General features: G+C 63.8%; 25 protein-coding genes and 1 pseudogene. 15 read left to right on the forward strand and 11 right to left on the reverse strand.

The genetic code is table 11. The annotated features are described in order from the left end of the window. Together EOA49_RS19950 and EOA49_RS19955 are read left to right on the forward strand one after the other, a co-directional pair. A pseudogene (locus tag EOA49_RS19950) lies at positions 1-346 on the forward strand (ABC transporter substrate-binding protein); the annotation flags it as partial. Continuing rightward, positions 346-1,362: a P1 family peptidase gene (locus EOA49_RS19955; RefSeq protein ID WP_127241396.1), complete on the forward strand. Its 1,017-nt coding sequence runs from the start codon at positions 346-348 to the stop codon at positions 1,360-1,362. The pseudogene EOA49_RS19950 and the gene EOA49_RS19955, both read left to right, overlap by 1 nt. A gap of 15 nt (positions 1,363-1,377) precedes the next feature. Here the strand turns inward: EOA49_RS19955 and EOA49_RS19960 are convergent, their stop codons facing one another. Continuing rightward, on the reverse strand, positions 1,378-1,635 hold the full coding sequence (locus tag EOA49_RS19960) for a DUF2171 domain-containing protein (protein ID WP_095800838.1): 258 nt from the start codon (positions 1,633-1,635) through the stop codon (positions 1,378-1,380). 186 nt (positions 1,636-1,821) lie between these two features. Here EOA49_RS19960 and EOA49_RS19965 point away from each other — a divergent pair, with 186 nt between their 5' ends. Both EOA49_RS19965 and purB read left to right on the forward strand, forming a co-directional pair. Next, on the forward strand, positions 1,822-2,346 hold the full coding sequence (locus tag EOA49_RS19965) for a hypothetical protein (RefSeq protein WP_245322423.1): 525 nt from the start codon (positions 1,822-1,824) through the stop codon (positions 2,344-2,346). A gap of 60 nt (positions 2,347-2,406) precedes the next feature. Continuing rightward, on the forward strand, positions 2,407-3,714 hold the full coding sequence (purB, locus tag EOA49_RS19970) for an adenylosuccinate lyase (RefSeq protein WP_127241395.1): 1,308 nt from the start codon (positions 2,407-2,409) through the stop codon (positions 3,712-3,714). A 40-nt stretch (positions 3,715-3,754) separates the two neighbouring features. On the opposite strand, the gene EOA49_RS19975 is transcribed toward purB, so the two are convergent. Beyond that, positions 3,755-4,567, reverse strand: coding sequence for a VOC family protein (locus EOA49_RS19975; RefSeq protein ID WP_127241394.1), 813 nt, complete (start codon positions 4,565-4,567; stop codon positions 3,755-3,757). A 205-nt stretch (positions 4,568-4,772) separates the two neighbouring features. Here EOA49_RS19975 and EOA49_RS19980 point away from each other — a divergent pair, with 205 nt between their 5' ends. Further along, positions 4,773-5,330: an alpha/beta hydrolase gene (locus EOA49_RS19980; protein ID WP_067328331.1), complete on the forward strand. Its 558-nt coding sequence runs from the start codon at positions 4,773-4,775 to the stop codon at positions 5,328-5,330. A 6-nt stretch (positions 5,331-5,336) separates the two neighbouring features. Here EOA49_RS19980 and EOA49_RS19985 read toward each other — a convergent pair whose 3' ends face one another. Both EOA49_RS19985 and EOA49_RS19990 read right to left on the reverse strand, forming a co-directional pair. Beyond that, complete coding sequence (locus tag EOA49_RS19985; RefSeq protein WP_127241393.1) at positions 5,337-6,110, reverse strand: HpcH/HpaI aldolase/citrate lyase family protein; 774 nt, start codon at positions 6,108-6,110, stop codon at positions 5,337-5,339. Between the two features lie 100 nt (positions 6,111-6,210). Continuing rightward, on the reverse strand, positions 6,211-6,531 hold the full coding sequence (locus tag EOA49_RS19990; RefSeq protein WP_066995175.1) for a DUF1476 domain-containing protein: 321 nt from the start codon (positions 6,529-6,531) through the stop codon (positions 6,211-6,213). Positions 6,532-6,806: 275 nt separating this feature from the next. On the opposite strand from EOA49_RS19990, the gene purC reads away from it, so the two are divergent. The 4 genes from purC (at position 6,807) to EOA49_RS20010 (ending at position 9,153) form a co-directional block, all read left to right on the forward strand. Continuing rightward, a complete protein-coding gene (gene purC, locus EOA49_RS19995) occupies positions 6,807-7,601 on the forward strand; it encodes a phosphoribosylaminoimidazolesuccinocarboxamide synthase (RefSeq protein ID WP_040969563.1) in 795 nt (264 codons plus the stop codon). A gap of 67 nt (positions 7,602-7,668) precedes the next feature. After that, entirely contained in the window at positions 7,669-7,908 is a 240-nt protein-coding gene (purS, locus tag EOA49_RS20000) for a phosphoribosylformylglycinamidine synthase subunit PurS (RefSeq protein ID WP_095825273.1), read from the forward strand. 110 nt (positions 7,909-8,018) lie between these two features. After that, positions 8,019-8,687, forward strand: a complete 669-nt coding sequence (gene purQ, locus EOA49_RS20005) for a phosphoribosylformylglycinamidine synthase subunit PurQ (protein ID WP_067328327.1) — start codon at positions 8,019-8,021, stop codon at positions 8,685-8,687. A 55-nt stretch (positions 8,688-8,742) separates the two neighbouring features. After that, positions 8,743-9,153: a hypothetical protein gene (locus EOA49_RS20010; protein ID WP_095825272.1), complete on the forward strand. Its 411-nt coding sequence runs from the start codon at positions 8,743-8,745 to the stop codon at positions 9,151-9,153. Between the two features lie 157 nt (positions 9,154-9,310). On the opposite strand, the gene EOA49_RS20015 is transcribed toward EOA49_RS20010, so the two are convergent. Beyond that, positions 9,311-9,553 (reverse strand): DUF1127 domain-containing protein, encoded by a 243-nt coding sequence (locus EOA49_RS20015; protein WP_067328464.1) that lies wholly within the window; start codon positions 9,551-9,553, stop codon positions 9,311-9,313. 94 nt (positions 9,554-9,647) lie between these two features. On the opposite strand from EOA49_RS20015, the gene EOA49_RS20020 reads away from it, so the two are divergent. From EOA49_RS20020 to EOA49_RS20035, 4 genes are all read left to right on the forward strand, one after another. Next, positions 9,648-11,057, forward strand: a complete 1,410-nt coding sequence (locus EOA49_RS20020; protein WP_127243313.1) for a PLP-dependent aminotransferase family protein — start codon at positions 9,648-9,650, stop codon at positions 11,055-11,057. 153 nt (positions 11,058-11,210) lie between these two features. After that, positions 11,211-13,442, forward strand: coding sequence for a phosphoribosylformylglycinamidine synthase subunit PurL (purL, locus tag EOA49_RS20025; protein ID WP_127243314.1), 2,232 nt, complete (start codon positions 11,211-11,213; stop codon positions 13,440-13,442). Positions 13,443-13,776: 334 nt separating this feature from the next. Then, positions 13,777-13,962, forward strand: coding sequence for a hypothetical protein (locus EOA49_RS33570; RefSeq protein ID WP_245460744.1), 186 nt, complete (start codon positions 13,777-13,779; stop codon positions 13,960-13,962). A 107-nt stretch (positions 13,963-14,069) separates the two neighbouring features. Next, positions 14,070-14,303 (forward strand): BolA family transcriptional regulator, encoded by a 234-nt coding sequence (locus tag EOA49_RS20035; RefSeq protein WP_023674714.1) that lies wholly within the window; start codon positions 14,070-14,072, stop codon positions 14,301-14,303. Between the two features lie 19 nt (positions 14,304-14,322). On the opposite strand, the gene EOA49_RS20040 is transcribed toward EOA49_RS20035, so the two are convergent. After that, entirely contained in the window at positions 14,323-15,522 is a 1,200-nt protein-coding gene (locus tag EOA49_RS20040) for a ZIP family metal transporter (RefSeq protein WP_127243315.1), read from the reverse strand. Then, positions 15,519-16,640, reverse strand: a complete 1,122-nt coding sequence (locus EOA49_RS20045; protein WP_127241474.1) for a multicopper oxidase domain-containing protein — start codon at positions 16,638-16,640, stop codon at positions 15,519-15,521. The genes EOA49_RS20040 and EOA49_RS20045 overlap by 4 nt, the downstream gene beginning before the upstream one ends. Positions 16,641-16,932: 292 nt before the next feature. Between EOA49_RS20045 and grxD the strand changes: the two genes are divergently transcribed. Beyond that, on the forward strand, positions 16,933-17,268 hold the full coding sequence (gene grxD / locus EOA49_RS20050) for a Grx4 family monothiol glutaredoxin (RefSeq protein WP_066995148.1): 336 nt from the start codon (positions 16,933-16,935) through the stop codon (positions 17,266-17,268). 192 nt (positions 17,269-17,460) lie between these two features. Further along, the gene (locus tag EOA49_RS20055) at positions 17,461-18,660 is read left to right on the forward strand and encodes a multidrug effflux MFS transporter (protein ID WP_066995308.1); all 1,200 of its coding nucleotides are present in this window, start codon (positions 17,461-17,463) and stop codon (positions 18,658-18,660) included. 23 nt (positions 18,661-18,683) lie between these two features. On the opposite strand, the gene EOA49_RS20060 is transcribed toward EOA49_RS20055, so the two are convergent. From EOA49_RS20060 to rpsD, 4 genes are all read right to left on the reverse strand, one after another. After that, positions 18,684-19,094 (reverse strand): hypothetical protein, encoded by a 411-nt coding sequence (locus EOA49_RS20060; protein ID WP_127241473.1) that lies wholly within the window; start codon positions 19,092-19,094, stop codon positions 18,684-18,686. 78 nt (positions 19,095-19,172) lie between these two features. Then, positions 19,173-20,000 (reverse strand): inositol monophosphatase family protein, encoded by an 828-nt coding sequence (locus tag EOA49_RS20065; RefSeq protein ID WP_127241472.1) that lies wholly within the window; start codon positions 19,998-20,000, stop codon positions 19,173-19,175. Further along, the gene (gene ttcA, locus EOA49_RS20070) at positions 19,990-20,886 is read right to left on the reverse strand and encodes a tRNA 2-thiocytidine(32) synthetase TtcA (RefSeq protein ID WP_067328461.1); all 897 of its coding nucleotides are present in this window, start codon (positions 20,884-20,886) and stop codon (positions 19,990-19,992) included. Before ttcA ends, EOA49_RS20065 begins: the two co-directional genes overlap by 11 nt. Positions 20,887-21,073: 187 nt before the next feature. Then, on the reverse strand, positions 21,074-21,475 hold a 402-nt coding region (gene rpsD, locus EOA49_RS20075; RefSeq protein ID WP_127243316.1), incomplete at its 5' end, for a 30S ribosomal protein S4.

Below are 21,475 nucleotides of genomic sequence, written 5' to 3' on the forward strand. Positions count from 1 at the left end.
GCTGCGCACGCCACCCGGCGATGTGCCCTATGCGGCCGGCACACTGATGATCGCGCTGCCGGAGTGGGCAGAAGTCGCGGACCCCAAGGTCGTGCAGGCCTTTGGCGAAAGGAAGATCGTGACCGACGGCTACACGCTGCCGGCTTATGCCGCGGTGGAGGTCGCCAAGGCGGCAGCGGTCGACGCAGAAAGCTCCGGCAAGCCGCTCGCCAAGACGCTGACCGACCATGATTTCGCGACCGCTATCGGCACCGTCCGCTTCGACGAAAAGGGCGATCTCCGCCAAAACCCATTCCGCGCCTTCCGCTTCGACGGCACCCATTTCGTGCCGCTGGAGGAAAACTGATGTTCCGCACCGGTCCACGCAACCTGATCACCGACGTCGCCGGACTCACCGTCTGCAATGCTGCTGACGCCAGGCTGAAGTCCGGCGTCACGGTAGTGCTTTGCGAGGAGCCGGCGGTGGCCGGAGTCCAGGTGCTGGGTGGCGCACCAGGCACGCGTGAGACCGACCTGCTCGAGCCGCAAAACTCGATCGCGACCATTCACGCAGTCGTGCTGTCCGGCGGCTCGGCCTTCGGCCTCGATGCCGCTTCCGGCGTCCAGGCGGCGCTGCGGGAGAAAAACATCGGCGTCGAGGTGGGTGGTTTTCGCGTGCCGATCGTGCCGGCCGCGATCCTCTTCGACCTGCGCAATGGCGGCGACAAGGATTGGGGCCGCTATCCGCCCTATCGCGAGCTTGGCTACGAGGCGGCTCAGGCGACAACGACCGATTTCCCGCTCGGTACGGTCGGCGCCGGTACCGGCGCTCTGACTTCCGGTCTGAAGGGCGGGCTGGGTTCGGCCTCGACGATGCTCGACAGCGGCGTCACCATCGGCGCGCTCGCCGCCGTCAACCCGACCGGTTCGGTGACGGTCGGACGCAGCCGCCATTTCTGGGCCGCTCCCTTCGAGATGGGCGATGAATTCGGCGGCTTGGGTTATCCCGACCCGATACCGGAAGACGCCAGGAAGATACTCTTGAAGTACCGCGACAGGCGCGCAGGGGAACCACCAGAGGGCGCCAGCACGACGATTGCCGTCATTGCCACCGATGCCGTGCTTTCCAAGTCGGCCGCCAAACGGCTGGCGATTTCGGCGCATGACGGATTTGCCCGCGCCATCTGGCCGACGCACACACCGGCCGACGGCGATCTCGTCTTTGCGCTCGCGACCGGCAGGAGCGGCATCGAACTCAGCGCCGATGCAGCGATCGATCTCTATGCCGCAGCGGGGTCTACGATGGCCCGCGCCATCAGCCGCGGCGTCCACGCGGCGACGCCGGCCGACGGCGATCTCTTTCCGGTCTGGTCGTCCCGCTAGAGTTCTGGACGCCGGTCAGGTCGGGTCGGACTTCTCTTCCTCGAACGTCACCGCGACTTCCGAATTCGCCGAGAGCCAGACCTTCTTTCCTTCGATCTCCGCGACCAGAGCCAGCGGAACATAATGGTGGTGGCCTTTGTGCGAGCCCATGCCGCTGTCGGCCTTGGTTAGCTTGATGCGCTGCCCCTCGACCTTGTCGACGGTACCGACATGGACGCCATCGGCGCCGACTACTTCCATATGCTCGCGTATCTTACTAAGATCGACGGTCATGCTGGTCCCTCCGGTGGGTGGCCGCGCGTCCCTGTCGGCCGCCCACAATAACAAACGGCCGCGGGATTGGATGCATCGAGCGGCATGTCTTGTTCACCATGGCATGATAGCCATGATGCCAATGAGACAGGGAGCATTGCCAACACCACGCAACGCGAACCGCTTTTCGCCGCGGAACGTGGCCCAGTGACCGTAACGTCGCTGCAGCCGGCCTCCTTGCGTCTGCGCCTGGCAAACCGCCTGCGCGACGCTCTGCCATCAGCAAGCTCGGCAATTGTCGGCGCCCTGCTGTGGGGGCTTGCGATGGCGGCGAGCACTTTCCTCAATCTGTATTATTGGGAGACGCCGGACAGCGCCCGCTTCGTCGTGCTGCTTTATGCGCTCGGCGGCGCGCTTGCTTTTTCGGTCGGGCTGACGTTCGCCGCACTGGTATCGCGCGGCCGCCACTGGGAAACCGCGCTCGCCGCAGCTTTCGTATGCCTGCTTGGCGCGACGCTCGCTTTCACCGGCGGGCTGTTTGCCCTGCAATACCGTTCTTACTACGCCGAGTGGCACGCGCCGGCCTTCACGCGGACCTGGGCGTCTGAGTTCGTGTTCACGGTCCTCGCCGCGCTCTACCAGTTCGTCGTCCTGGGCGTCCGGCTCTATTTTCCGTTCGGCTTTGCCGTACTTGCCGCCGCCAGCATCTGGTTTGCACGCCGGCGGCGTTGAGCATTGAGCCGGCCTCTGTTAGGACGCGGCCAAAGCTTCTCCCAGCAGGACTAAGAAACCATGATCCCTCGCTATTCCCGGCCGGAAATGGTCGCCATCTGGTCGCCCGAAACCCGGTTCCGCATCTGGTTCGAGATCGAGGCTTATGCCTGCGATGCGCTGGCCGAGCTCGGCGTCATCCCGAAGGAAGCCGCGAAGACGATTTGGGAGAAGGGCGGCGCGGCCAAATTCGACGTTGGCAAAATTGACGAGATCGAGCGCGTCACCAAGCATGACGTGATTGCATTCCTGACCCATCTCGCCGAATTCGTCGGACCGGACGCCCGCTTCATTCACCAGGGCATGACCTCGTCGGACGTTCTCGACACGTGTCTTGCGGTGCAATTGACACGCGCCAGCGACATCCTGCTTGCCGACATTGACGCGCTGCTTGTGGCCCTGAAGCGCCGCGCCTTCGAGCACAAGGATACCATCACCATCGGCCGCAGCCACGGTATCCACGCCGAGCCGACCACCTTCGGCGTCAAGCTGGCGCTGGCCTATGCCGAATTTTCGCGTTGCCGCGAGCGGTTGCTGCACGCGCGCGAAGACATCGCCACCTGCGCCATCTCGGGCGCGGTCGGCACCTTCGCCAACATCGATCCCTATGTCGAAGAGCATGTGGCGAAGAAACTCGGCCTGAAGCCGGAACCGGTCTCGACTCAGGTCATCCCGCGAGACCGCCATGCGATGTTCTTCGCTACGCTCGGCGTGATCGCCTCGTCGGTCGAGCGCCTGGCCGTCGAGATCCGGCATCTGCAGCGCACCGAGGTGCTGGAAGCGGAAGAATATTTCTCGCCGGGACAAAAGGGCTCGTCGGCGATGCCGCACAAGCGCAACCCGGTGTTGACCGAGAATCTCACCGGCCTTGCCCGCATGGTCCGCTCCTACGCCATGCCGGCCATGGAGGATGTGGCGCTGTGGCACGAGCGCGATATCTCGCACTCCTCGGTGGAGCGCATGATCGGACCGGACGCGACGGTGACGCTCGACTTCGCCTTGGCACGCCTGACCGGTGTCGTCGATAAGCTGCTCGTTTACCCCGAGAACATGGAGAAGAACCTCAACAAGTTCCGCGGCCTGGTGCATTCGCAGCGCGTGCTGCTGGCGTTGACCCAGGCTGGCGTGTCACGCGAGGATGCCTATCGCCTGGTGCAGCGCAATGCCATGAAGGTATGGGAGCAAGGTGCTGATTTCCTTGAGGAACTGCTTGCCGACAAGGACGTGACAGCGGCACTGCCCGAGGCCGAGATCCGCGAGAAGTTCGACCTCGGCTATCACACCAAGCATGTCGACACGATCTTCAAGCGGGTGTTTGGAGAGGCTTGAGTCCGAGTGAAGGGCGCCCCGCTAGCGTGGCGCAGCCTAATCAGGCCTTGCCAGGCACCGTCCTCATCACCGTGCCCCAGGGATCTTCACGCGTCGTCTCGGCCTTCACGTTATCCGAGCGCATTTCGACCCAGGCGAGGCCCGAGCGGGAGGGATCGCGGCGGCCGGCGCCGGCGCTGCGCCAGGAATTGGCACCGATATGGTGGTGGTAGTGGCCGGAGGACAGGAACACCGCCTGACCGCCATATTTGGCGACCGTGTCGAAGCCGAATTCGTCATGCCACCACGCTTCGGCGTCTTCCGGACGCCCGACGCGCAGGTGGACATGGCCGACAATGGTGTTTTCCGGCGCTCCCTGCCAGCCGGCATCACCGACGGGCACGCTGGCGACGACCGCGGGGAGATTCAGCCGCTCGGTCGACATTGCGATCTTGTCGCCGTTCCATTTCCAATCCTGCGGACGGCGATCGGCGTAGATCTCGATGCCGTTGCCTTCAGGGTCGGTGAGGTAGAGCGCCTCGCTGACCAGATGGTCCGAGGCGCCTTCGATGCCGATCCGGTTGGCGGCGGCATGGCTGATCCACCGGCCGAGATCGGCGCGCGACGGCAGCAGGAACGCAGTGTGGAAAAGGCCGGCGCTGCGCGGGTCGTCAGGCTTGGCCGAGGCATCCTGCTCCAGCACCAGCAGCGGGCGGCCCGCGGCGCCGAGGGTGATCGCGCCATCGGCGCGGCTCAACTCCTGCAGGCCGACGACGGCACGATAATAGGCGGCAAGGTTTTCGGCATCGCGCGCCTTCAACCCGACACGCGCGACGCTGACCGGGGTGGTCGCGGCAAAAGGCAGTTCGCTCATCGCACTCTCCGTTCGTGCGCCGATCTCACGATGGGCAGTCGCTCCGACGTTTATTAGTCATTCCTGTTCCCTCTCCAGACTCCAGATCGTTCATCACCATCGTTCACACAAGGTTGAAAGAATCGAACACGTTGTTCACCTTTGTGATGCCACTGCATTCCACCGGCCGGTTGCATCAGACAGGGGCGCTCGCTACATCGGCGCCATGAAAGTCAAGGACGCCGATATCCTCATCATACCCGGCTACACCAACTCCGGTCCCGAGCATTGGCAGACCCGCTGGCAATCGAAATTGTCGACGGCACGCAGGGTCGAACAGGCCGAGTGGACGAAACCCGTGCGCGAGGACTGGACGGCAAGTGTAGCGAAAGCTGTCAACGAGGCCGAGCGGCCGGTGGTCATCGTCGCGCATTCGCTGGGTGTGGCGGCGGCGGTGCAGGCGATCCCGCAATTCCAGAAGCCGGTCGCGGGCGCCTTCTTCGTGGCGCCCCCTGATGTCGCCAATCCGGAGATCAGGCCGAGGCACCTGATGACCTTCGGGCCCTATTCGCGCGATCCCCTGCCCTTTCCGTCGATCGTGATCGCCAGCCGCAACGACCCGTTCTGCGCCTTTGAGGTTGCCGAGGATATCGCCGCCGCCTGGGGTTCGCTGTTCATCGACGCCGGCGACGCCGGCCATCTCAACCAGGACGCGGGCTTCGGCCCCTGGCCGGAGGGATCGATGACCTTCGCCAAGTTCCTCACGGAACTGAAGGAGCCTTGAAACGCCTCAGGCGCCGATCGAATCCCGCATGCTCTTCAGCAGCGTCCTGGCTCCGAGCGAGATCAGCGTGTGGTCAGAACCCATGGCGAGCAGCCGATAGCCCATCGACACGACGCGGCCGGCAATGGCCGGCTCGATGACATAGATCGCGGCGTGCTTGCCTGCCTTGCGCGTCCGCTCGGCGATCGAGGCGACCGTCTCCATCATGCTTTCCAGCGTCGAATTGACGGTGGTGCCCTTCGACCAAGCGATCGAGAAATCCGACGGCCCGACGAAGATGCCATCGATGCCGGGCGTCTCGAGGATGCCCTCCAGCGCCTCGAACGCCGCACGCGTCTCGACCATGGCAAAGGCCATGGTGCGCTGGTTCGAGTCGCGCAGCCACTCGGCATGGTCGCCCTTCCCATGGCGCGGGAAGGCATAGGTCGGGCCCCAAGAACGCTCGCCCATCGGCGGGTACTTCATCGCTGCGGCGAACTGCCTGGCGTCGTCAACGGAATTGACCATCGGCGCGATCACCGCCTCTGCGCCGAAATCGAGCGCCCGGCTCGCCATGTCGAAGCGCCCGACCGGGATGCGCACCAGCGCCGGCTTGTTGGCGGCAAGCACCGGCACCAGGCCGCGCAGAACGCTGTCCTCGTGGTGGCCGCCATGCTGCATGTCGAGGGTAACGGCATCAAAGCCCTGCTTGGCGATGATCTCTACCGTCAGCGCGTCCGGCACGCCGGACCAGGCGGTGAACAGCGTTTCGTCGGCGGCCAGGCGGGACTTGAGCGACATCGGAACTTCCTTGGTAACGATCCGCAGTCTCAGCCGGAAACGGCGGCAAGGCAAAGAAAACCGCCCGGCTGAGCCGGGCGGTCGATTGGTCCAACGATTTTTACGTGTTCTTGACCTGCTCGATCGCCTGCGCCATCAGCTCGTCCATGGTGCGGCGGATCTGATGGTCCGACTGGTTGACGCCCGCGGCGTCGAAGTCCTCGCGGATCTTGCGGAAGACGTCATGGTCGCCGGCCTCCTCGATGTCGGAGACGACTACCGCTTTGGCATAGGCCTCGGCATCGGCTCCGCTCTTGCCCAGCTTTTCGGCGGCCCACAGGCCGAGCGCTCTGTTGCGGCGCGCCGAGGCCTTGAAGCGGAGCTCCTCGTCGAAGACGAATTTGCGCTCGAAGCCCTCTTCGCGGTCTTTCATGCTGCTCATGCGTCCCTCCGATCAAATCGATTCGCTTGGCTATGAATATGTGTGCTTACCCAGCACAAACCAAAAGGTCGCGGGCCGGTCAATATGCAACGTCCCATGCTGCGCTGCGGCATTTCGGTTCCGAAAGCGGTTGATCGGCTGGATTTGCCGATTGAGCAAACATTACGATTGCTATAGACACCGGCATTGAACGCACCCGTCGCCACAACTAATTTAGGCAGACGGACAGGAACTGGTCGCTTGCCGCCTGCCCGCCAATCCAGAGAAAAAATCAGATGAAAAATCGCCGCCGCATTTACGAAGGCAAGGCCAAGATCCTCTATGAAGGACCTGAGCCCGGGACGCTGATCCAGTTCTTCAAGGATGACGCCACCGCCTTCAACAAGAAGAAACATGAGGTGGTCGACGGCAAGGGCGTGCTCAACAACCGCATCTCCGAGCACATTTTCAATCACCTCAATCGTATGGGCATCCCGACCCATTTCATCCGCCGGCTGAACATGCGCGAGCAGCTGATCAAGGAAGTCGAGATCATTCCGCTTGAGGTGGTGGTGCGCAACGTCGCCGCCGGCTCGCTCGCAAAGCGCCTGGGCATCGAGGAAGGCACGGTTCTGCCGCGCTCGATCATCGAATTCTACTACAAGGCAGATGCGCTGGACGACCCGATGGTGTCGGAAGAGCACATCACCGCCTTCGGCTGGGCCAGCCCGCAGGAGATCGACGACATCATGGCGCTGGCTATCCGCGTCAATGACTTCCTCTCCGGCCTGTTCCTGGGCGTCGGCATCCAGCTTGTCGACTTCAAGATCGAGTGCGGCCGCCTGTTCGAGGGCGACATGATGCGCATCGTTGTCGCCGACGAGATCTCGCCGGATTCCTGCCGGCTGTGGGACGTCGCCACTCAGGACAAGCTCGACAAGGACCGCTTTCGCCGCGACATGGGCGGCCTGGTCGAGGCCTACCAGGAAGTGGCCCGCCGCCTCGGCATCATGAACGAGAACGAGCCGCCGCGCCCGACAGGCCCGGTGCTCGTTGCCTCTTCCGAGCCCTCGAAGAGCACGAAGCACTGACAGCCAGCGCGGGCCTGCCGGAAACGGCGCGCCCGCCCTCCGCACTACCGATCACTCAGGAGTATCGATGAAAGCCCGCGTCACCGTCACCCTCAAGAACGGAGTTCTCGACCCGCAGGGCAAGGCGATCGAGCACGCGCTCTCAGGGCTGGGCTTCGACGGCGTCGGCCAGGTGCGGCAGGGCAAGGTCTTCGACATCGAGCTCACCGGAACCGACAGGGCCAAGGCCGAAGCCGACCTCAAGGCCATGTGCGACAAGCTTCTGGCGAACACGGTGATTGAGAATTATAGTGTGGCTATTACCTGAGGTTGCAGCGCAGAGGTTATGCCTGAAGCCACCAGCGATTTGATGTACAGGCTCCTGAAGCGCGTGCATAACCAGCGAACTCGCCGAAAACCAGAGGCCCTACGACCCAAATGAAATCAGCCGTCGTCCTCCTGCCTGGGCTCAACCGTGACCGCGACATGATCGCGGCTCTGACCAAGATTTCCGGTCAGGCGCCGGCGACCGTCTGGCAGACCGACACCGAAATCCCGGACGTCGACCTGATCGCCATTCCCGGCGGCTTTTCCTTCGGCGACTATCTGCGCTGCGGGGCGATCGCCGCGCGCATGCCGGTGATGCGGGCAGTGGCCGAAAAGGCGGCCAAGGGCGTGATGGTGATCGGCGTCTGCAACGGCTTCCAGATCCTGGTCGAGGCGGGGCTGCTCCCCGGCGCCCTGATGCGCAACGCCTCGCTGAAATTCGTCTGCCGGCACGTGAAGCTCGAGATCGCCAACGCCAACACGATGTTCACCCGCGGCTATCAGCCGGGCCAGATCATTCGCTCACCGGTCGCGCATCACGACGGCAACTATTTCGCCGACGCCGAAACGCTGGCGCGCCTCGAAGGCGAAGGCCAGGTGGTGTTCCGCTATGCCGAAGGCACCAATCCCAACGGCTCGATCAACGACATCGCCGGCATCGTCAGCGAGAAGGGCAATGTGCTCGGTCTGATGCCGCACCCGGAGAACCTGATCGAGGCGGCACACGGCGGCAGCGACGGCCGGGCGCTGTTCGAAGGCGCGCTTGGCATCGCCGCTTGATCCTTTCAGACGATTCCTTCAGACCATTCTTTCAGACCAACGGGGCGGCCTGACCATGAGACTGACGATTGCTCGCCTTGCTCTCCTGGCCGCCGCCGGATTTGCGCTCGCCTCTTGCCAGTCCGGCTCGAAGACCACGCCGCCCCCCTCTGGCAAGAGCGCTTCCCTGCTTGCCATGGAGCAGGTCGCCATCGCCGCTCACAAGTGCTGGATCGCCAGCAAGGACCCGGCCTTCAAGCCCTATCAGATGGCCAACGAGCTCAACTCCTACAGCGGCACGCCGCGCTTCCTGCTGGTGCCTGCCAACCACTATGGCGGCAAGCCGCTGCTGGTCGTGCAAGCACAAGGCAATTCCCGCAAAGTGGACGTGTTCGGGCCGTTGATGGCCGAACCGCTGGGCGCGCGCATAGGCTCCGACATCGCGCGCTGGCAGGCCGGCAATTCAGCCTGCGCCGCTGCCGCGTGACTCGGCCGTAGCCCACTTCCTGCAAATGCAGGATTGACGGTCGGCTTTTCGCGCTCGTCAATCAACATACCATCGAAGCTCTGTTCGCGGTCGATGTATGCCCAAACCGCGCAGCGATTTGACATGCATCGCAACAATCAAGGGCGTCGCGACGCGCTTAGTCCCAGAACGGCCTGATACCTTCGCGATGGGCGTCGCAGCGCGAAATGCCGATGTCCTTGAGCTGCTCGTCGGTCATCTCCAAGAGCGCAAGGCGTCCGCGACGGCGTTCCAGCATTCGGTCGATTTGCCTGGCGATGGCACGAAGCACGAATACGACCCGGTCAACGAACCTGCGGCGCCCCGACGGGCGGCCGTGCAACTCGGCGCTGTCATAACGGAATGTATCAATTGTATTCATCTTGCGATCAACCAATTCTATCAATTGTACTCTAGCTACCCGCGTTCTCATATCGATTGACTCGTCTCGCGATGCAATATAAAAAATTGTCACCATGACAAATTGGCTCCCAGACCTCGCTTCCGGTTCCGGCCCTCTCTATCAGCGCCTTGCTGACAGCATTGAGTCAGAGATCGACAAGGGCGTCATCGATGCGGGTGCAAAACTGCCGCCGCAGCGCGACCTCGCCTACGACATTGGCACTACGGTCGGCACGGTCGGCCGGGCCTATCAGTTGCTGCGCGAGCGCGGGCTGGTGAGTGGGGAGGTCGGGCGCGGCACCTATGTGCTCGCGCAACGCGCGGAGAGCCCCAAGCCCGAGCTGCAGCCCGCCGCGCTCGGAACGCGGCTCATCGATGCGCCCAGCGGCAAGCTGCGCTTCGACAGCACCGCCGCCCCCGATGTCGGACAAGGCGCATTGATTGCCGAACTGCTGGCGCGGACGGCGGAGGAGCACCCCCACGACATTTCAAGCTATACCAGGGATTTCCCGGAGCGCTGGTTCGAGGCCGGCGGCCTTTGGCTCAAGCGCAATTCCTTTCACCCCTCGCCCGATTCGATCGTGCCGACGCTTGGCACCCATGCGGCGGTGATGGCGGCGATCGCGGCGCTCACCACGCCTGGCGACACGATCGTCTTCGAGCATCTCACCTATTCGCAGATCTCGCGCAGCGCCGGTCTGATCGGGCGCCGTACCGCGCTGGTCTCGGCGGACGATGAAGGTCTCGATCCCGACGATTTCGAACGCGTCTGCGCGCAGAAACACCCGAAGATGATGTTCGTGATGCCGACGGCGAAGAACCCGACGCTGGTTACGCTGTCGGCGGAGCGGCGCCAGGCGATCGCGCGCATAGCGCGCGAGTACAATGTCGTCTTGATCGAGGATGATCTTTATGGCGAATTGACCGACGATCCGACGCCACTGCTCGCCAAATACGCCCCTGAGCGCACGATCGTAGCCGGCGGCCTGTCGAAGTCGGTCGCGGCCGGCGTGCGCGGCGGCTGGCTGTCCTGCCCGCCCGCCTACCGCCACCGCATCCGCGTGGCGCACAAGATGATGACCGGCGGGCTGCCCTTTCTGCTGGCGGAGGTCGGAACAAGGCTGGTGATGTCGGGCCAGGCCAACGATATCCGCAAGCGCTGCATTGCAGAGATCCAAGCTCGTCTCCATGTCGTGCGCGAGACGCTGGTTGGCTTTGACTTTAAGGCACGGGACAATGTGCCCTTCGTCTGGCTCACCTTGCCGGATCCTTGGCTCTCGGGCACCTTCAAGAATGCCTGCCTGGCGCAGGGCGTGCTCATCGACGACGAGGATGAGTTCAAGGCCGGTCGTTCCGAGCAAGTCTTCCACGGCGTCCGCTTCGGTGTCTCGCAACCCCGGCAAAGCAAGGATGTCGCCGGTGGCGTCGCGGTCATCCGCCGCCTGCTCGACGAGGGCCGCGCCGGCTACGACAGTTTTTCCTGACCTGTCCTTTCCTAAGCGCCTCGCGCTACCGGCCGGTGCCGGCGCAGCGGTTTTGCGGCGTTTTCGTCGTGCTTTGGGGGTGTATCGCTCGAAAGCTTGCGATAAGAGGAGACTCAGAAAAGCCCCCTCTCCCACGGATACCAATCGCCGCTCATGACCATATCCAATTCCGTGCCGATCACCCCCGAGCTCGTCGCCGCGCATGGGCTGAAGCCCGACGAATACCAGCGCATCCTCGATCTGGTTGGCCGCGAGCCGAGCTTCACCGAGCTCGGCATCTTCTCGGCGATGTGGAACGAGCACTGCTCCTACAAGTCTTCCAAGAAATGGCTGCGCACGCTGCCCACCAGCGGCCCGCGGGTGATCCAGGGGCCGGGCGAGAATGCCGGCGTGGTCGACATCGGCGACGGCGACTGCGTCGTCTTCAAGATGGAGAGCCACAACCACCCCTCCTATATCGAGCCCTATCAGGGAGCCGCGACCGGCGTCGGCGGCATCCTGCGCGATGTCTTCACCATGGGCGCGCGACCGGTTGCGGCGATGAACGCGCTGCGCTTCGGCGCGCCTGACCACCCCAAGACCCGGCACCTGGTTGCTGGAGTCGTTTCCGGCGTCGGCGGCTATGGCAATTCCTTCGGCGTGCCGACCGTCGGCGGCGAGGTCAATTTCGACGCCCGCTACAACGGCAACATCTTGGTCAACGCCTTCGCGGCCGGCCTCGCCAAAACCAACGCCATCTTCCTGTCGCAGGCCAAGGGCGTCGGCCTGCCGGTCGTCTATCTCGGCGCCAAGACCGGGCGCGACGGCGTCGGCGGCGCCACCATGGCCTCGGCCGAGTTCGACGACAAGATCGAGGAGAAGCGGCCGACCGTACAGGTTGGCGACCCTTTCACCGAAAAGTGCCTGCTGGAGGCCTGCCTCGAGCTGATGGCGTCGGGCGCGGTCATCGCCATCCAGGACATGGGTGCGGCCGGGCTCACCTGCTCGGCGGTCGAGATGGGCGCCAAGGGCGATCTCGGCATCGAGCTCGATCTCGACAAGGTGCCGGTGCGCGAGGAGCGCATGAGCGCCTACGAGATGATGCTGTCGGAAAGCCAGGAGCGCATGTTGATGGTGCTGCGCCCCGAGAAAGAGGAGGAAGCCGAGGCGATCTTCCGCAAATGGGGCCTCGACTTCGCCATCGTCGGGACGACCACCAACGACCTGCGCTTCCGCGTGCTGCACCACGGCGACGAGGTCGCCAACCTGCCGATCAAGGAACTGGGCGACCAGGCGCCGGAATATGACCGCCCCTGGGTCGAAACGAAGAAGCCGGCGCCGCTTGCAGCGAATGACGCGCCCAAGGCCGACGTCGCTGACGCGTTGCTCAAGATGCTGGGCGGACCGGACCTCTCTTCGCGCCGCTGGGTGTGGGAGCAGTATGACACGCTGATCCAGGGCAATTCGCTGCAGCTCCCAGGCGGCGATGCCGGCGTGGTGCGCGTCGAAGGCCATCCAACCAAGGCGCTCGCCTTCTCTTCCGACGTCACGCCGCGCTATTGCGAGGCCGACCCGTATGAGGGCGGCAAGCAGGCCGTCGCCGAATGCTGGCGCAACCTGACGGCAACGGGCGCCCTGCCGCTTGCCGCCACCGACAATCTCAATTTCGGCAATCCGGAGCGGCCGGAGATCATGGGCCAGTTTGTCGGAGCGGTTAAGGGTATCGGCGACGCCTGTCGCGCGCTCGGCTTCCCGATCGTCTCCGGCAATGTCTCGCTCTACAACGAAACCAATGGCCGCGGCATCCTGCCGACGCCGACCATCGGCGGCGTCGGGCTGATCGCCGATTGGTCGAAGATGGCCCGCGTCGGCTTTGCCGCCGAGGGCCAGATGATCGTGCTGATCGGCGCGCCGCCGACATGGGGCAGCCATCTCGGCCAGTCGGTCTATATGCGCGACATCCACGGCCGCGCCGACGGTTCGCCGCCGCCCGTCGACCTCGAACATGAAAAGCGCGTCGGCGACCACGTGCGCGCGCTGATCGCTTCCGGCATCGTGACTGCCGCGCACGATGTCTCCGACGGCGGCCTTGCCGTGGCGCTGGCCGAAATGGCGATGGCATCCGGCATCGGCGCCATCATTCCCGGTCTCACCGGCACCGATCCGATCCCGGTCTGGTTCGGCGAGGACCAAGGACGTTATCTCCTGACCTTGTCGATCGACCCGCAAAGCGGCGAATGGGACAGGATCCGCGCGGAGCAGGGCAAGCTCGGCATCTTCGCGCCGTGGATCGGCACGACCGGTGGCGACATGCTGAAGCTCGGCGAGGCGCGTGCCGTTCCGGTCAGCGAATTGACCGCCGCCCATGAGGGCTGGTTCCCGCGCTTCATGGATCAGGCCATTTGACCAGGCTGGCGGTCCGGGCGCTGCTTGCAGCGGTTTTCTGGCCGTCGCTGTTCTTTTTCTGGTTCCTCGGCCCGTTCGTCTTTCTGCTGCTGTCGACGACCTCGAGCGAGGTCTGTCCAAGGCTCGAAACGCGAGCCGAGTTCCTTGCTGCGGCGAACGGCGCAATCCCGTTGCTGGCCGCTCAGGACCTCGTCTACGCCATTCCTGTTTTGTGCCTGGTGCTGTGGCAGCGCCTTTTGCCGGAGCCGGCTCGGGCAAGGCATATCGTCACTTGCGTCAAGCTCTTCGCCATTGCAACCGCCATCGGAGCGCTTGGGCGTATGGTTCTTCGCTTATGTGCGATGGCTACGGCCGGCCGTTTTTCTCCCTGGTCTGGCAGTGGACGAGCTACTTGCCGATGGTCGGCATCGCGATAAACGTGCCGCTCTACGTGCTGACCTTCAGCCTCGGTCGCGCCTACTCGACGCACGAGGATGTGTCCGCCGGCGACGCGGCTCAGCCGGATCGGAATGTCCCGTGAAGCTTCGGTCACGGATGGAACCGCTTCAATCCGGACCGGAAAGGCTCTACGCTTATCCCCGACTCTCATCGCACGGGCTGCGCCCGCTCGAAAACAGGATTTCTGCCATGGCAATGGATGCGCACGACATCGAGCGACTGATCAAGGAAGGCATTCCGGACGCCAAGGTGACAATTCGCGATCTGGCTGGTGACGGCGACCACTACGCTGCCGAAGTGGTGGCCGAGAGCTTCCGCGGCAAAAGCCGCGTCCAGCAGCACCAGATGGTCTATGACGCGCTGAAAGGCAATATGGGCGGCGTGCTGCATGCGCTCGCCCTGCAGACCAGCGTTCCGGACTGAGTGTTGACGCCGCGGTTGTTCAGATCTTTACCAGCATCGCCGTGAGGTACATGAAGCCGACCCCGGCTGTCAGCCCGGCCATCGCAGCCGGTGCGAGCAAGGCGCGCGAGCCATCGGGGCGCTGGCGAAGCTGCAGCGAAACCATCTCGACGATCACTTGCAGGATCGCTCCGGCGCCGATCGCCAGCGCCAGCGCCGACCATTGCGGCGCATAGGCGAGGCTGCCGATCCATAGGCCGACGACGGCCGGACCTCCCGCGAGCAGCGTCAACATGGCGAAGGTCCTGAGCGGCGGTCGCTGCTTCAGGATCGGGGCGGCGATGGCGATGCCTTCGGTGATGTTGTGCAAGGTGAAGCCAAGCACCAGGAACGTGCCGAGCCCGGCTGCGCCCGAAACGAAGGCGGCGCCGATCGCCAGCCCCTCGCCGAGATTGTGCAGGCCGATGCCGAGTGCGATGAAGGTGGCAAGCGCCAGCCCGGTCGGTGTCCCGCTGCGCCGGCCTGCCGCCATGAGCAGAAGGAAACTGGCGGTGGCTGCGAGTACGATCATGGTCGACCCCTGGAACAGGGCGGCTGCTTCGCCGGCCAGTTCGAACGCGTCCTCGAGCGTGTCGACGAAAAGGAAGGCGAGCAGACCGACGGTCATCGACAGGAGAAAGTCCATGCCGTTCCGCCCGACCCCGCGTAGTGCCGGATAGAACATCAGGCCGATCGCCACGGGCAGGATGCCGACAAAGCCGCCGAGCACCGCTTGCGCGGCAAAGCTAGGTGAACTGCGCGTCGGTGTGGGTACGGCGACGGCGATATCGTGCCCGAATGTTGTCCCGGTACTGGTTACGACATTGATCGCATGCGCCTCCCCCAGCACCCAGGGGTATGGCAGGCTGATCCATGCCGTTGCGCCGCGCGGGATCGGCCCCGGCGGATCCTGCGTGAACTGCCAGTAAGCGTCGTCGACCTGGACCTGTGCGATCGTCATCGGTTCCGACCCACCGGCCCGCACGAGGATTCGAATGCCGTCGTTTCCGATAATTGTCCGCTCGAAGGTCAGGTTCTCGACCGGCGGCGCGCCGTTGCGAAAGCTGGCCAACGGGTCGGAAGAGACCATCCACGCAACCGCGAGCCCGAGCACGGCAAGCGGCAGAACGATCCAGAGCAGAGAGAGCCAGCGCGGCCGACCGGCCTGTGTATCCCGGGAGGTCCGACTGACATCGGTCACGACAAGGCCTCCACGACGTCGAACATGCCCGACCAGCCGAGTTCGGTAAACTCCGACTGGTGGGGATGGAACATGTAGAGGCCTGGCTCGTGCTCCCTGAAATGGAACTCGAGGATACCGCGCTCGGCCTGGCACTGGGTGATCAGATCGACGGTCCTGAGTGTCGGCGTCAGCGTCGTGCCCTGATTGTAGTAGTCGAAGAAATTGGCATGCAGATGGAAGGAGTTGATCGGGTCGAACTCGACCACGTTCACGAGATAGATCCGGACAGGCTTGTCCTTCAGCACCCGTATCGGCTTCTTCGCGTAGGCATGGGCGACGGTGTTGACGGCATAGACCTCGTTCTCGTTGTCGAAATTGGTGTCGAAGGCGTTCATCACCATTACGAATTCCTGCCAGCCGGCATTCTCCGGCGTGCCGAGCAGGCGCGAGCGGGCGACCGCCTCGTGCTCCGGATGCCTGGCGGGATCGGGATCGATGATGAAGGCGCCGTACATACCTTTCTGGATGTGCCGCTTCAGCGGCAGCGCATGGCAATGATAGAGGTGGCAGCCGAACGGCCTGGCATCGAACTCGTAGACGAACTCCTCGCCCGGCCCGATCAGACCGGCGCCGGGAACGCCGTCCATCCGGGCTGCGTGAATGCCGTGGAAATGCATGGAATGCGGATGCGAGCCGTTGTTGCGGAAGACGATCTTCAAGCGATCGCCTTCGGTCGCCCGCAGCGACGGCCCCGGCACGCGGCCATTATAGGTCCAGGCGGGGAACAGGATGCCGGGCGCGATCTCGATCTCCTTGTCCTCGGCCGTGACCTCGAAGCTGCGCAGTGTCCGCCCGTCCGACAGCGTCGACACCGTCCCGGTCTCCCAGTCGCTCAGCAGCTTCACTGGATCGAATCCGTTGCGGCTATCATCGACCTCGCCGACGGTGATCATCGCCCCATGCGCGGACAGGTGCGCCGGCTGCGGTTCGGCCGCCCCTGGCGTTCCGTGACCGGCGTGGTCGGTCTGCCCGCGCGCCGCGGTCGCCATCACCGCCGTGCCGCCGGCCGCCAGGCCACCGGCCAGAAGCAGCCTTCGATCGAGCTTTTGTTCCAGCAGCGATTTCGTTTCGCGCATATCCGCGTTCCTCCAAGGCACTGGCAAGGATAGCGCATGCTTCAAGATTTAGCTATAGCTATAATTCTGGCGCGTGCGCACCTGGGAAACCGTCAGCGGCACCGAGACAAGAGAACCGGCCTGCCGGCCCGCTTGTGGGAAGAGTTCCGGCTGGCGGATTTGGCCCAATGGCGGACCAAAGCTTTGCGCCATTTCGGGTGCGTCGCGGCTAACGTCTTGTTTCAGCCAACCTATGGGTTTATTTGATGGACATGCTTCGAGCCTGACTCCCACAGGCGTGAAAGGATTCCCCATGAGCGGCATCAACGACTACATCGACAGCGAAGTGAAGAGCAACGACGTCGTGCTCTTCATGAAGGGCACCCCCGGCTTCCCGCAGTGCGGGTTCTCCGGCCAGGTGGTGCAGATCCTCGACTATGTCGGGGTCGACTACAAAGGCGTGAACGTGCTGACCTCGGCCGAGCTGCGCCAGGGCATCAAGGACTATTCCAACTGGCCGACCATTCCGCAGCTCTACGTCAAGGGCGAGTTCGTCGGCGGTTGCGACATCGTGCGCGAGATGTTCCAGGCCGGCGAGCTGCAGGATTTCCTGGTCGAAAAAGGCGTCAGCGTCAAAGGCGCCGCCTGATTTGAGCTCGCGCTGGCCGGCCCAGCCGGCTGCGCCGTGACATCCGGGGCCGCCCCACCTCGGCACTTTGGCTTTCGAACTCGAGAACGAGACGAATTGATGCGCCGGTCGACCGGCGCGTGTTCGTTTGATTGATCGGATTTTGCCGTGGACAATCAGGCACTAGCGCAGCAGTCGGCAAAAAGCTTACCCATTCCGCGCTGGGAATTCATTGCGCTCTGCGCGGCGCTGATGGCGCTCAATTCGCTCGCCATCGACATCATGCTGCCGGCACTGCAGCAGATCGGCGCCTCGCTCGGCGTCGAGAATGAAAACCACCGCCAGTATGTGATCACAGCCTACATTCTTGGCTTCGGCACCGGTCAGCTCTTCTTCGGTCCGGTTTCCGATCGTTTCGGCCGCCGTGCGCCGCTGGTCGCCGGCCTGATCATCTATGTGGCGGCGGTAGCGGCCGCTGCTGTTGCTCCGACCTTTGCCACCCTGCTCGCCTGCCGTGTCGTGCAAGGCATCGGCGCGGCGGCCACCCGCGTCATCGCTGTCTCCATCGTGCGCGACACCTTCGAGGGCCGCCGCATGGCCGAGGTCATGTCTCTGATCTTCATGGTGTTCATGGCGATACCGGTCGTCGCGCCCGGCATCGGCCAGTTCATCATGCTTTTCGCCACCTGGCACTGGATCTTCGTCACTATGGCCGTCGGCGCGCTCATCGTGTCGGCATGGTCGCTGTTGCGCTTGCCGGAGACGCTGCATCCGGAATACCGGCGGCCCTTAACCGTCAACGCCGTCGTCGGCGGCTTCCGCATCGTGCTCACCAACCGCATCGCGCTTTGCTATGCCTTTGCCAGCACCTTCATCTTCGGCGCCATGTTCGGCTTCATCAATTCCGCGCAGCAGATCTATCTCGAAGTCTTCCATGTCGGCGAGCTGTTTCCGCTGATCTTCGCCGGCGTCGCGGGCGTGCTCGCCTTCTCGAACTTCCTCAACGCGCGGCTCGTCGGCAAGGTCGGCATGCGGCGCCTGTCGCAGAGCGCGCTGCTGCTCTTCCTCGCCATCAGCCTGGTCTGGCTCGTCGTCTCGCTCGAGATCGAGATGCCGCTCTGGCTGTTCATCGCCTTCTTTGCCGGAGCGATGGTTCCATTTGGCTGTCTCGGCGCGAATTTCAACGCGCTTGCGATGGAGCCGCTCGGCGAGCTTGCCGGCACGGCGTCCTCCATCCTCGGCTTCATGCAGACCTTTCTCGGCGGCCTGCTCGGAACGCTGATAGGCCAGGCCTATAACGGCACGGTCACGCCATTGGCCGCCGGCTTCTGCAGCGTTTCCCTCGCCGCCCTGCTGATGATCCTGATCGCCGAGCGCGGAAGGCTGTTCCAGCCCCACAATCCGCCGGTGTGAGACCCTCGCCTACGGCCACCCGCTCAGGATTTTCGTTCAAGCGCAACCGTGAAGCGGGGCGAAAGTATGCGCCCTGCGATCGCCTCGCCCATGCTCTCGGTAAAGGGTAACGGCAGGGCCTTATCGAGAGCCTCGAGGACTGAGGCAACGAAGGCTCTGTTCAATGCATCGTTCGATCCGAGTACGGAGAAGGTCGCGCGCGGCTTGCCAATGAGCGTTCCGTCTCGGCGGAGCGAGAACCGCAGGGTCAAGGACAGGCCGGCAGTTCCGCGGGGCGGCCGCCAGCAGGCGTAAATGGCAGCCGACATTTCCGCTATGGAGTTTACGGGATCGCGACTGCCGCAGGCGCGCTCCCGTGCCGCTGCTTCGTCAGCACCGGTGATCGTCACGGCGAGGGCGAGAGCCAGAGCGACCATCGCGGACCGGGTGCTCATTCACATCTCCGGATTTGCGTGAGGGTGTAGATCGACACCTTCCAGCCGACGGGCTGGCCCTCGTCAGCGCAATCGATCCTATTCCGCCCAGAGCTCGCGCCGCAGTTCGTTCCAGCTATCCTTGTCTGGCGCAACCAACAACCCGCCGTCGACATGCGACGGCAGATAGGCATCGCCGTCGATCCGCGCCGCATAACCACCGGCCTCCTGATGGATCAGCACGCCGGCCAGATGGTCCCACGGCATCAGCTTGTTGTAGACGACGAAATGCGCATGGCCGCTCGCCAGCAGCCGGTATTCGTGCGCGGCGCAACGATAGCCGAACTGCGACAGCGCCTTTGTGTGGTTGCGAGCGAGCCGCGAGCGCTCCGGTTCCTTCAGATACTGCCACGAGATCGCGCCGGTCATCTCGGAGATCGGCACCGGCTCGGCGACCCGCACCCTGTCCAGCGCGCCATGTGCGTGGCGGATATGGCTGCCCGCCCCCCTGGCGCCGATCAGCCAGTCCTTCCCGATCGGGTCGTGGATGATGCCGGCAACCGTCTCGCCGTTGACCACGACGCCCAGCATGACGCCGAACAGCGGCACACCGGAGGCGAAGTTGAAGGTGCCGTCAACCGGATCGATGACGAAGGCGAGTTCGGCATCGCCGAGCCCTTTGAGCAAGGCCGGATTGTCGGAACAGGCCTCCTCGCCGAGGATCATCGCTGAAGGGTAACGCTCGCGCAGCCTGGCAGTGATCAGCCTTTCGGCGTTGACGTCCGCCTCCGTCACCAGATCGGCGGCCGAAGTCTTCTGGCGAACATCGCCCTCGCCCAATCGGCGGAAGCGCGGCATGATTTCGGCCTTGGCTGCGTCAGCTAGAAGCTCGGCCAGCCAGTCGATCGCTTGCATGTCAAACGTCATCGGAAATGTCTTTTCCCATGGTAAGGCGCACATCGAGCGCGGCGAAGTCGAACAGTTTTCGGTCGAGCAGATGCGAGGGTCGCACATTGGTCATCGCGCGGATCATCGTGTCCTTGCGGCCAGGCATACGCTTCTCGATATCGTCGAGCATCGCCTTCATGGCGTTGCGCTGCAGCCCTTCCTGGCTGCCGCAGAGATCGCACGGGATGATTGGGAACTTCAGTGCATTGGCGAATTTCTCGAGATCCGCCTCGGCGCAATAGGCGAGCGGGCGCAGAACCATGACGTCGCCCTCGTCATTGAGAAGCTTCGGCGGCATGGCGGCGAGACGCCCGCCATGGAAGAGGTTCATGAAAAAGGTTTCGAGGATGTCCTCCCGGTGGTGGCCGAGCACAAGCGCGGTGCAACCCTCCTCGCGCGCGATGCGGTAGAGGTGGCCGCGTCTCAGCCGCGAGCAGAGCGAGCAATAGGTGCTGCCCTCGGGCAGCTTGTCGGTGACCACCGAATAGGTGTCCTGGTACTCGATGCGATGCGCAATGCCGTTGGCGCCGAGGTAGTCCGGCAGGATGTGCTTCGGGAAATTCGGCTGACCTTGGTCGAGATTGCAGGCAAGCAGCTCGACCGGCAGCAGCCCGCGCCATTTGAGATCGAGCAGCAAGGCAAGCAGGCCATAAGAATCCTTGCCGCCGGAGAGCGCCACCAGCCAGCGCTCGCCGGGCTTGACCATGGCGAAGTCTTCGATCGCCTGGCGCGTGAGCCGCAGCAGCCGCTTGCGCAGTTTGTTGAACTCGACCGAGGATGGCACGTCGCGGAACAGCGGATGGAATCCGCCTTCCGGCTCGTCGGCGATCGGCTCAAGCGATTTGACGTTTGGCAGCATATTCATGGCGCAGGTGCCCACGGTTCTGTTGCCGCTTCGCTTAGAGCATTTTGCAGCCAAGTGGAATCACTAGCCGTCGCTGAATTGCGGCTAAAAAAATGACCAGGGTGGAATTGCCGCCGTGGCCGACGCGACAAACAAAGAAAAGGCCGCCTCGAGGGCGGCCTTGGATGGGTGTCGCCGATTGGTCGGATCAGCGCGAATAGAATTCGACGACCAGGTTCGGTTCCATCTGGACGGCGAACGGAACATCCGCCAGGCCGGGAACGCGGTTGTAGGTCGCGGTCATCTTGTTGTGGTCGGCCTCGATATAGTCCGGCACGTCACGCTCGGCCAAGCCTACCGATTCCAGCACGATGACGAGCTGCTTCGACTTCTCGCGCACCTCGATGACGTCGCCCGGCTTGCAGCGGTACGAACCGATATTGGTGCGCTTGCCGTTGACGTTGACGTGGCCGTGGTTGACGAACTGGCGGGCCGCGAAGATGGTCGGCACGAACTTGGCGCGATAGACGATCGCGTCGAGACGCGACTCGAGCAGGCCGATCAGGTTCTCGGAGGTGTCGCCCTTGCGGCGGTTGGCTTCCTCATAGAC

The organism is Mesorhizobium sp. M1A.F.Ca.IN.020.04.1.1 (genome assembly GCF_003997315.1).
GTDB lineage: Bacteria > Pseudomonadota > Alphaproteobacteria > Rhizobiales > Rhizobiaceae > Mesorhizobium.

Excerpts from the sequence above, each read along its gene's own strand:
- EOA49_RS19955 (WP_127241396.1), top strand. The coding sequence starts at position 346 with ATGTTCCGCACCGGTCCACGCAACCTGATCACCGACGTCGCCGGACTC.
- EOA49_RS19960 (WP_095800838.1), bottom strand. The coding sequence starts at position 1,635 with ATGACCGTCGATCTTAGTAAGATACGCGAGCATATGGAAGTAGTCGGC.
- purB (WP_127241395.1), top strand. The coding sequence starts at position 2,407 with ATGATCCCTCGCTATTCCCGGCCGGAAATGGTCGCCATCTGGTCGCCC.
- EOA49_RS19975 (WP_127241394.1), bottom strand. The coding sequence starts at position 4,567 with ATGAGCGAACTGCCTTTTGCCGCGACCACCCCGGTCAGCGTCGCGCGT.
- EOA49_RS19980 (WP_067328331.1), top strand. The coding sequence starts at position 4,773 with ATGAAAGTCAAGGACGCCGATATCCTCATCATACCCGGCTACACCAAC.
- EOA49_RS19985 (WP_127241393.1), bottom strand. The coding sequence starts at position 6,110 with ATGTCGCTCAAGTCCCGCCTGGCCGCCGACGAAACGCTGTTCACCGCC.
- EOA49_RS19990 (WP_066995175.1), bottom strand. The coding sequence starts at position 6,531 with ATGAGCAGCATGAAAGACCGCGAAGAGGGCTTCGAGCGCAAATTCGTC.
- purC (WP_040969563.1), top strand. The coding sequence starts at position 6,807 with ATGAAAAATCGCCGCCGCATTTACGAAGGCAAGGCCAAGATCCTCTAT.
- purS (WP_095825273.1), top strand. The coding sequence starts at position 7,669 with ATGAAAGCCCGCGTCACCGTCACCCTCAAGAACGGAGTTCTCGACCCG.
- purQ (WP_067328327.1), top strand. The coding sequence starts at position 8,019 with ATGAAATCAGCCGTCGTCCTCCTGCCTGGGCTCAACCGTGACCGCGAC.
- EOA49_RS20010 (WP_095825272.1), top strand. The coding sequence starts at position 8,743 with ATGAGACTGACGATTGCTCGCCTTGCTCTCCTGGCCGCCGCCGGATTT.
- EOA49_RS20015 (WP_067328464.1), bottom strand. The coding sequence starts at position 9,553 with ATGAATACAATTGATACATTCCGTTATGACAGCGCCGAGTTGCACGGC.
- EOA49_RS20020 (WP_127243313.1), top strand. The coding sequence starts at position 9,648 with ATGACAAATTGGCTCCCAGACCTCGCTTCCGGTTCCGGCCCTCTCTAT.
- purL (WP_127243314.1), top strand. The coding sequence starts at position 11,211 with ATGACCATATCCAATTCCGTGCCGATCACCCCCGAGCTCGTCGCCGCG.
- EOA49_RS33570 (WP_245460744.1), top strand. The coding sequence starts at position 13,777 with ATGTGCGATGGCTACGGCCGGCCGTTTTTCTCCCTGGTCTGGCAGTGG.
- EOA49_RS20035 (WP_023674714.1), top strand. The coding sequence starts at position 14,070 with ATGGCAATGGATGCGCACGACATCGAGCGACTGATCAAGGAAGGCATT.
- EOA49_RS20045 (WP_127241474.1), bottom strand. The coding sequence starts at position 16,640 with ATGCGCGAAACGAAATCGCTGCTGGAACAAAAGCTCGATCGAAGGCTG.
- grxD (WP_066995148.1), top strand. The coding sequence starts at position 16,933 with ATGAGCGGCATCAACGACTACATCGACAGCGAAGTGAAGAGCAACGAC.
- EOA49_RS20060 (WP_127241473.1), bottom strand. The coding sequence starts at position 19,094 with ATGAGCACCCGGTCCGCGATGGTCGCTCTGGCTCTCGCCCTCGCCGTG.
- EOA49_RS20065 (WP_127241472.1), bottom strand. The coding sequence starts at position 20,000 with ATGACGTTTGACATGCAAGCGATCGACTGGCTGGCCGAGCTTCTAGCT.
- ttcA (WP_067328461.1), bottom strand. The coding sequence starts at position 20,886 with ATGAATATGCTGCCAAACGTCAAATCGCTTGAGCCGATCGCCGACGAG.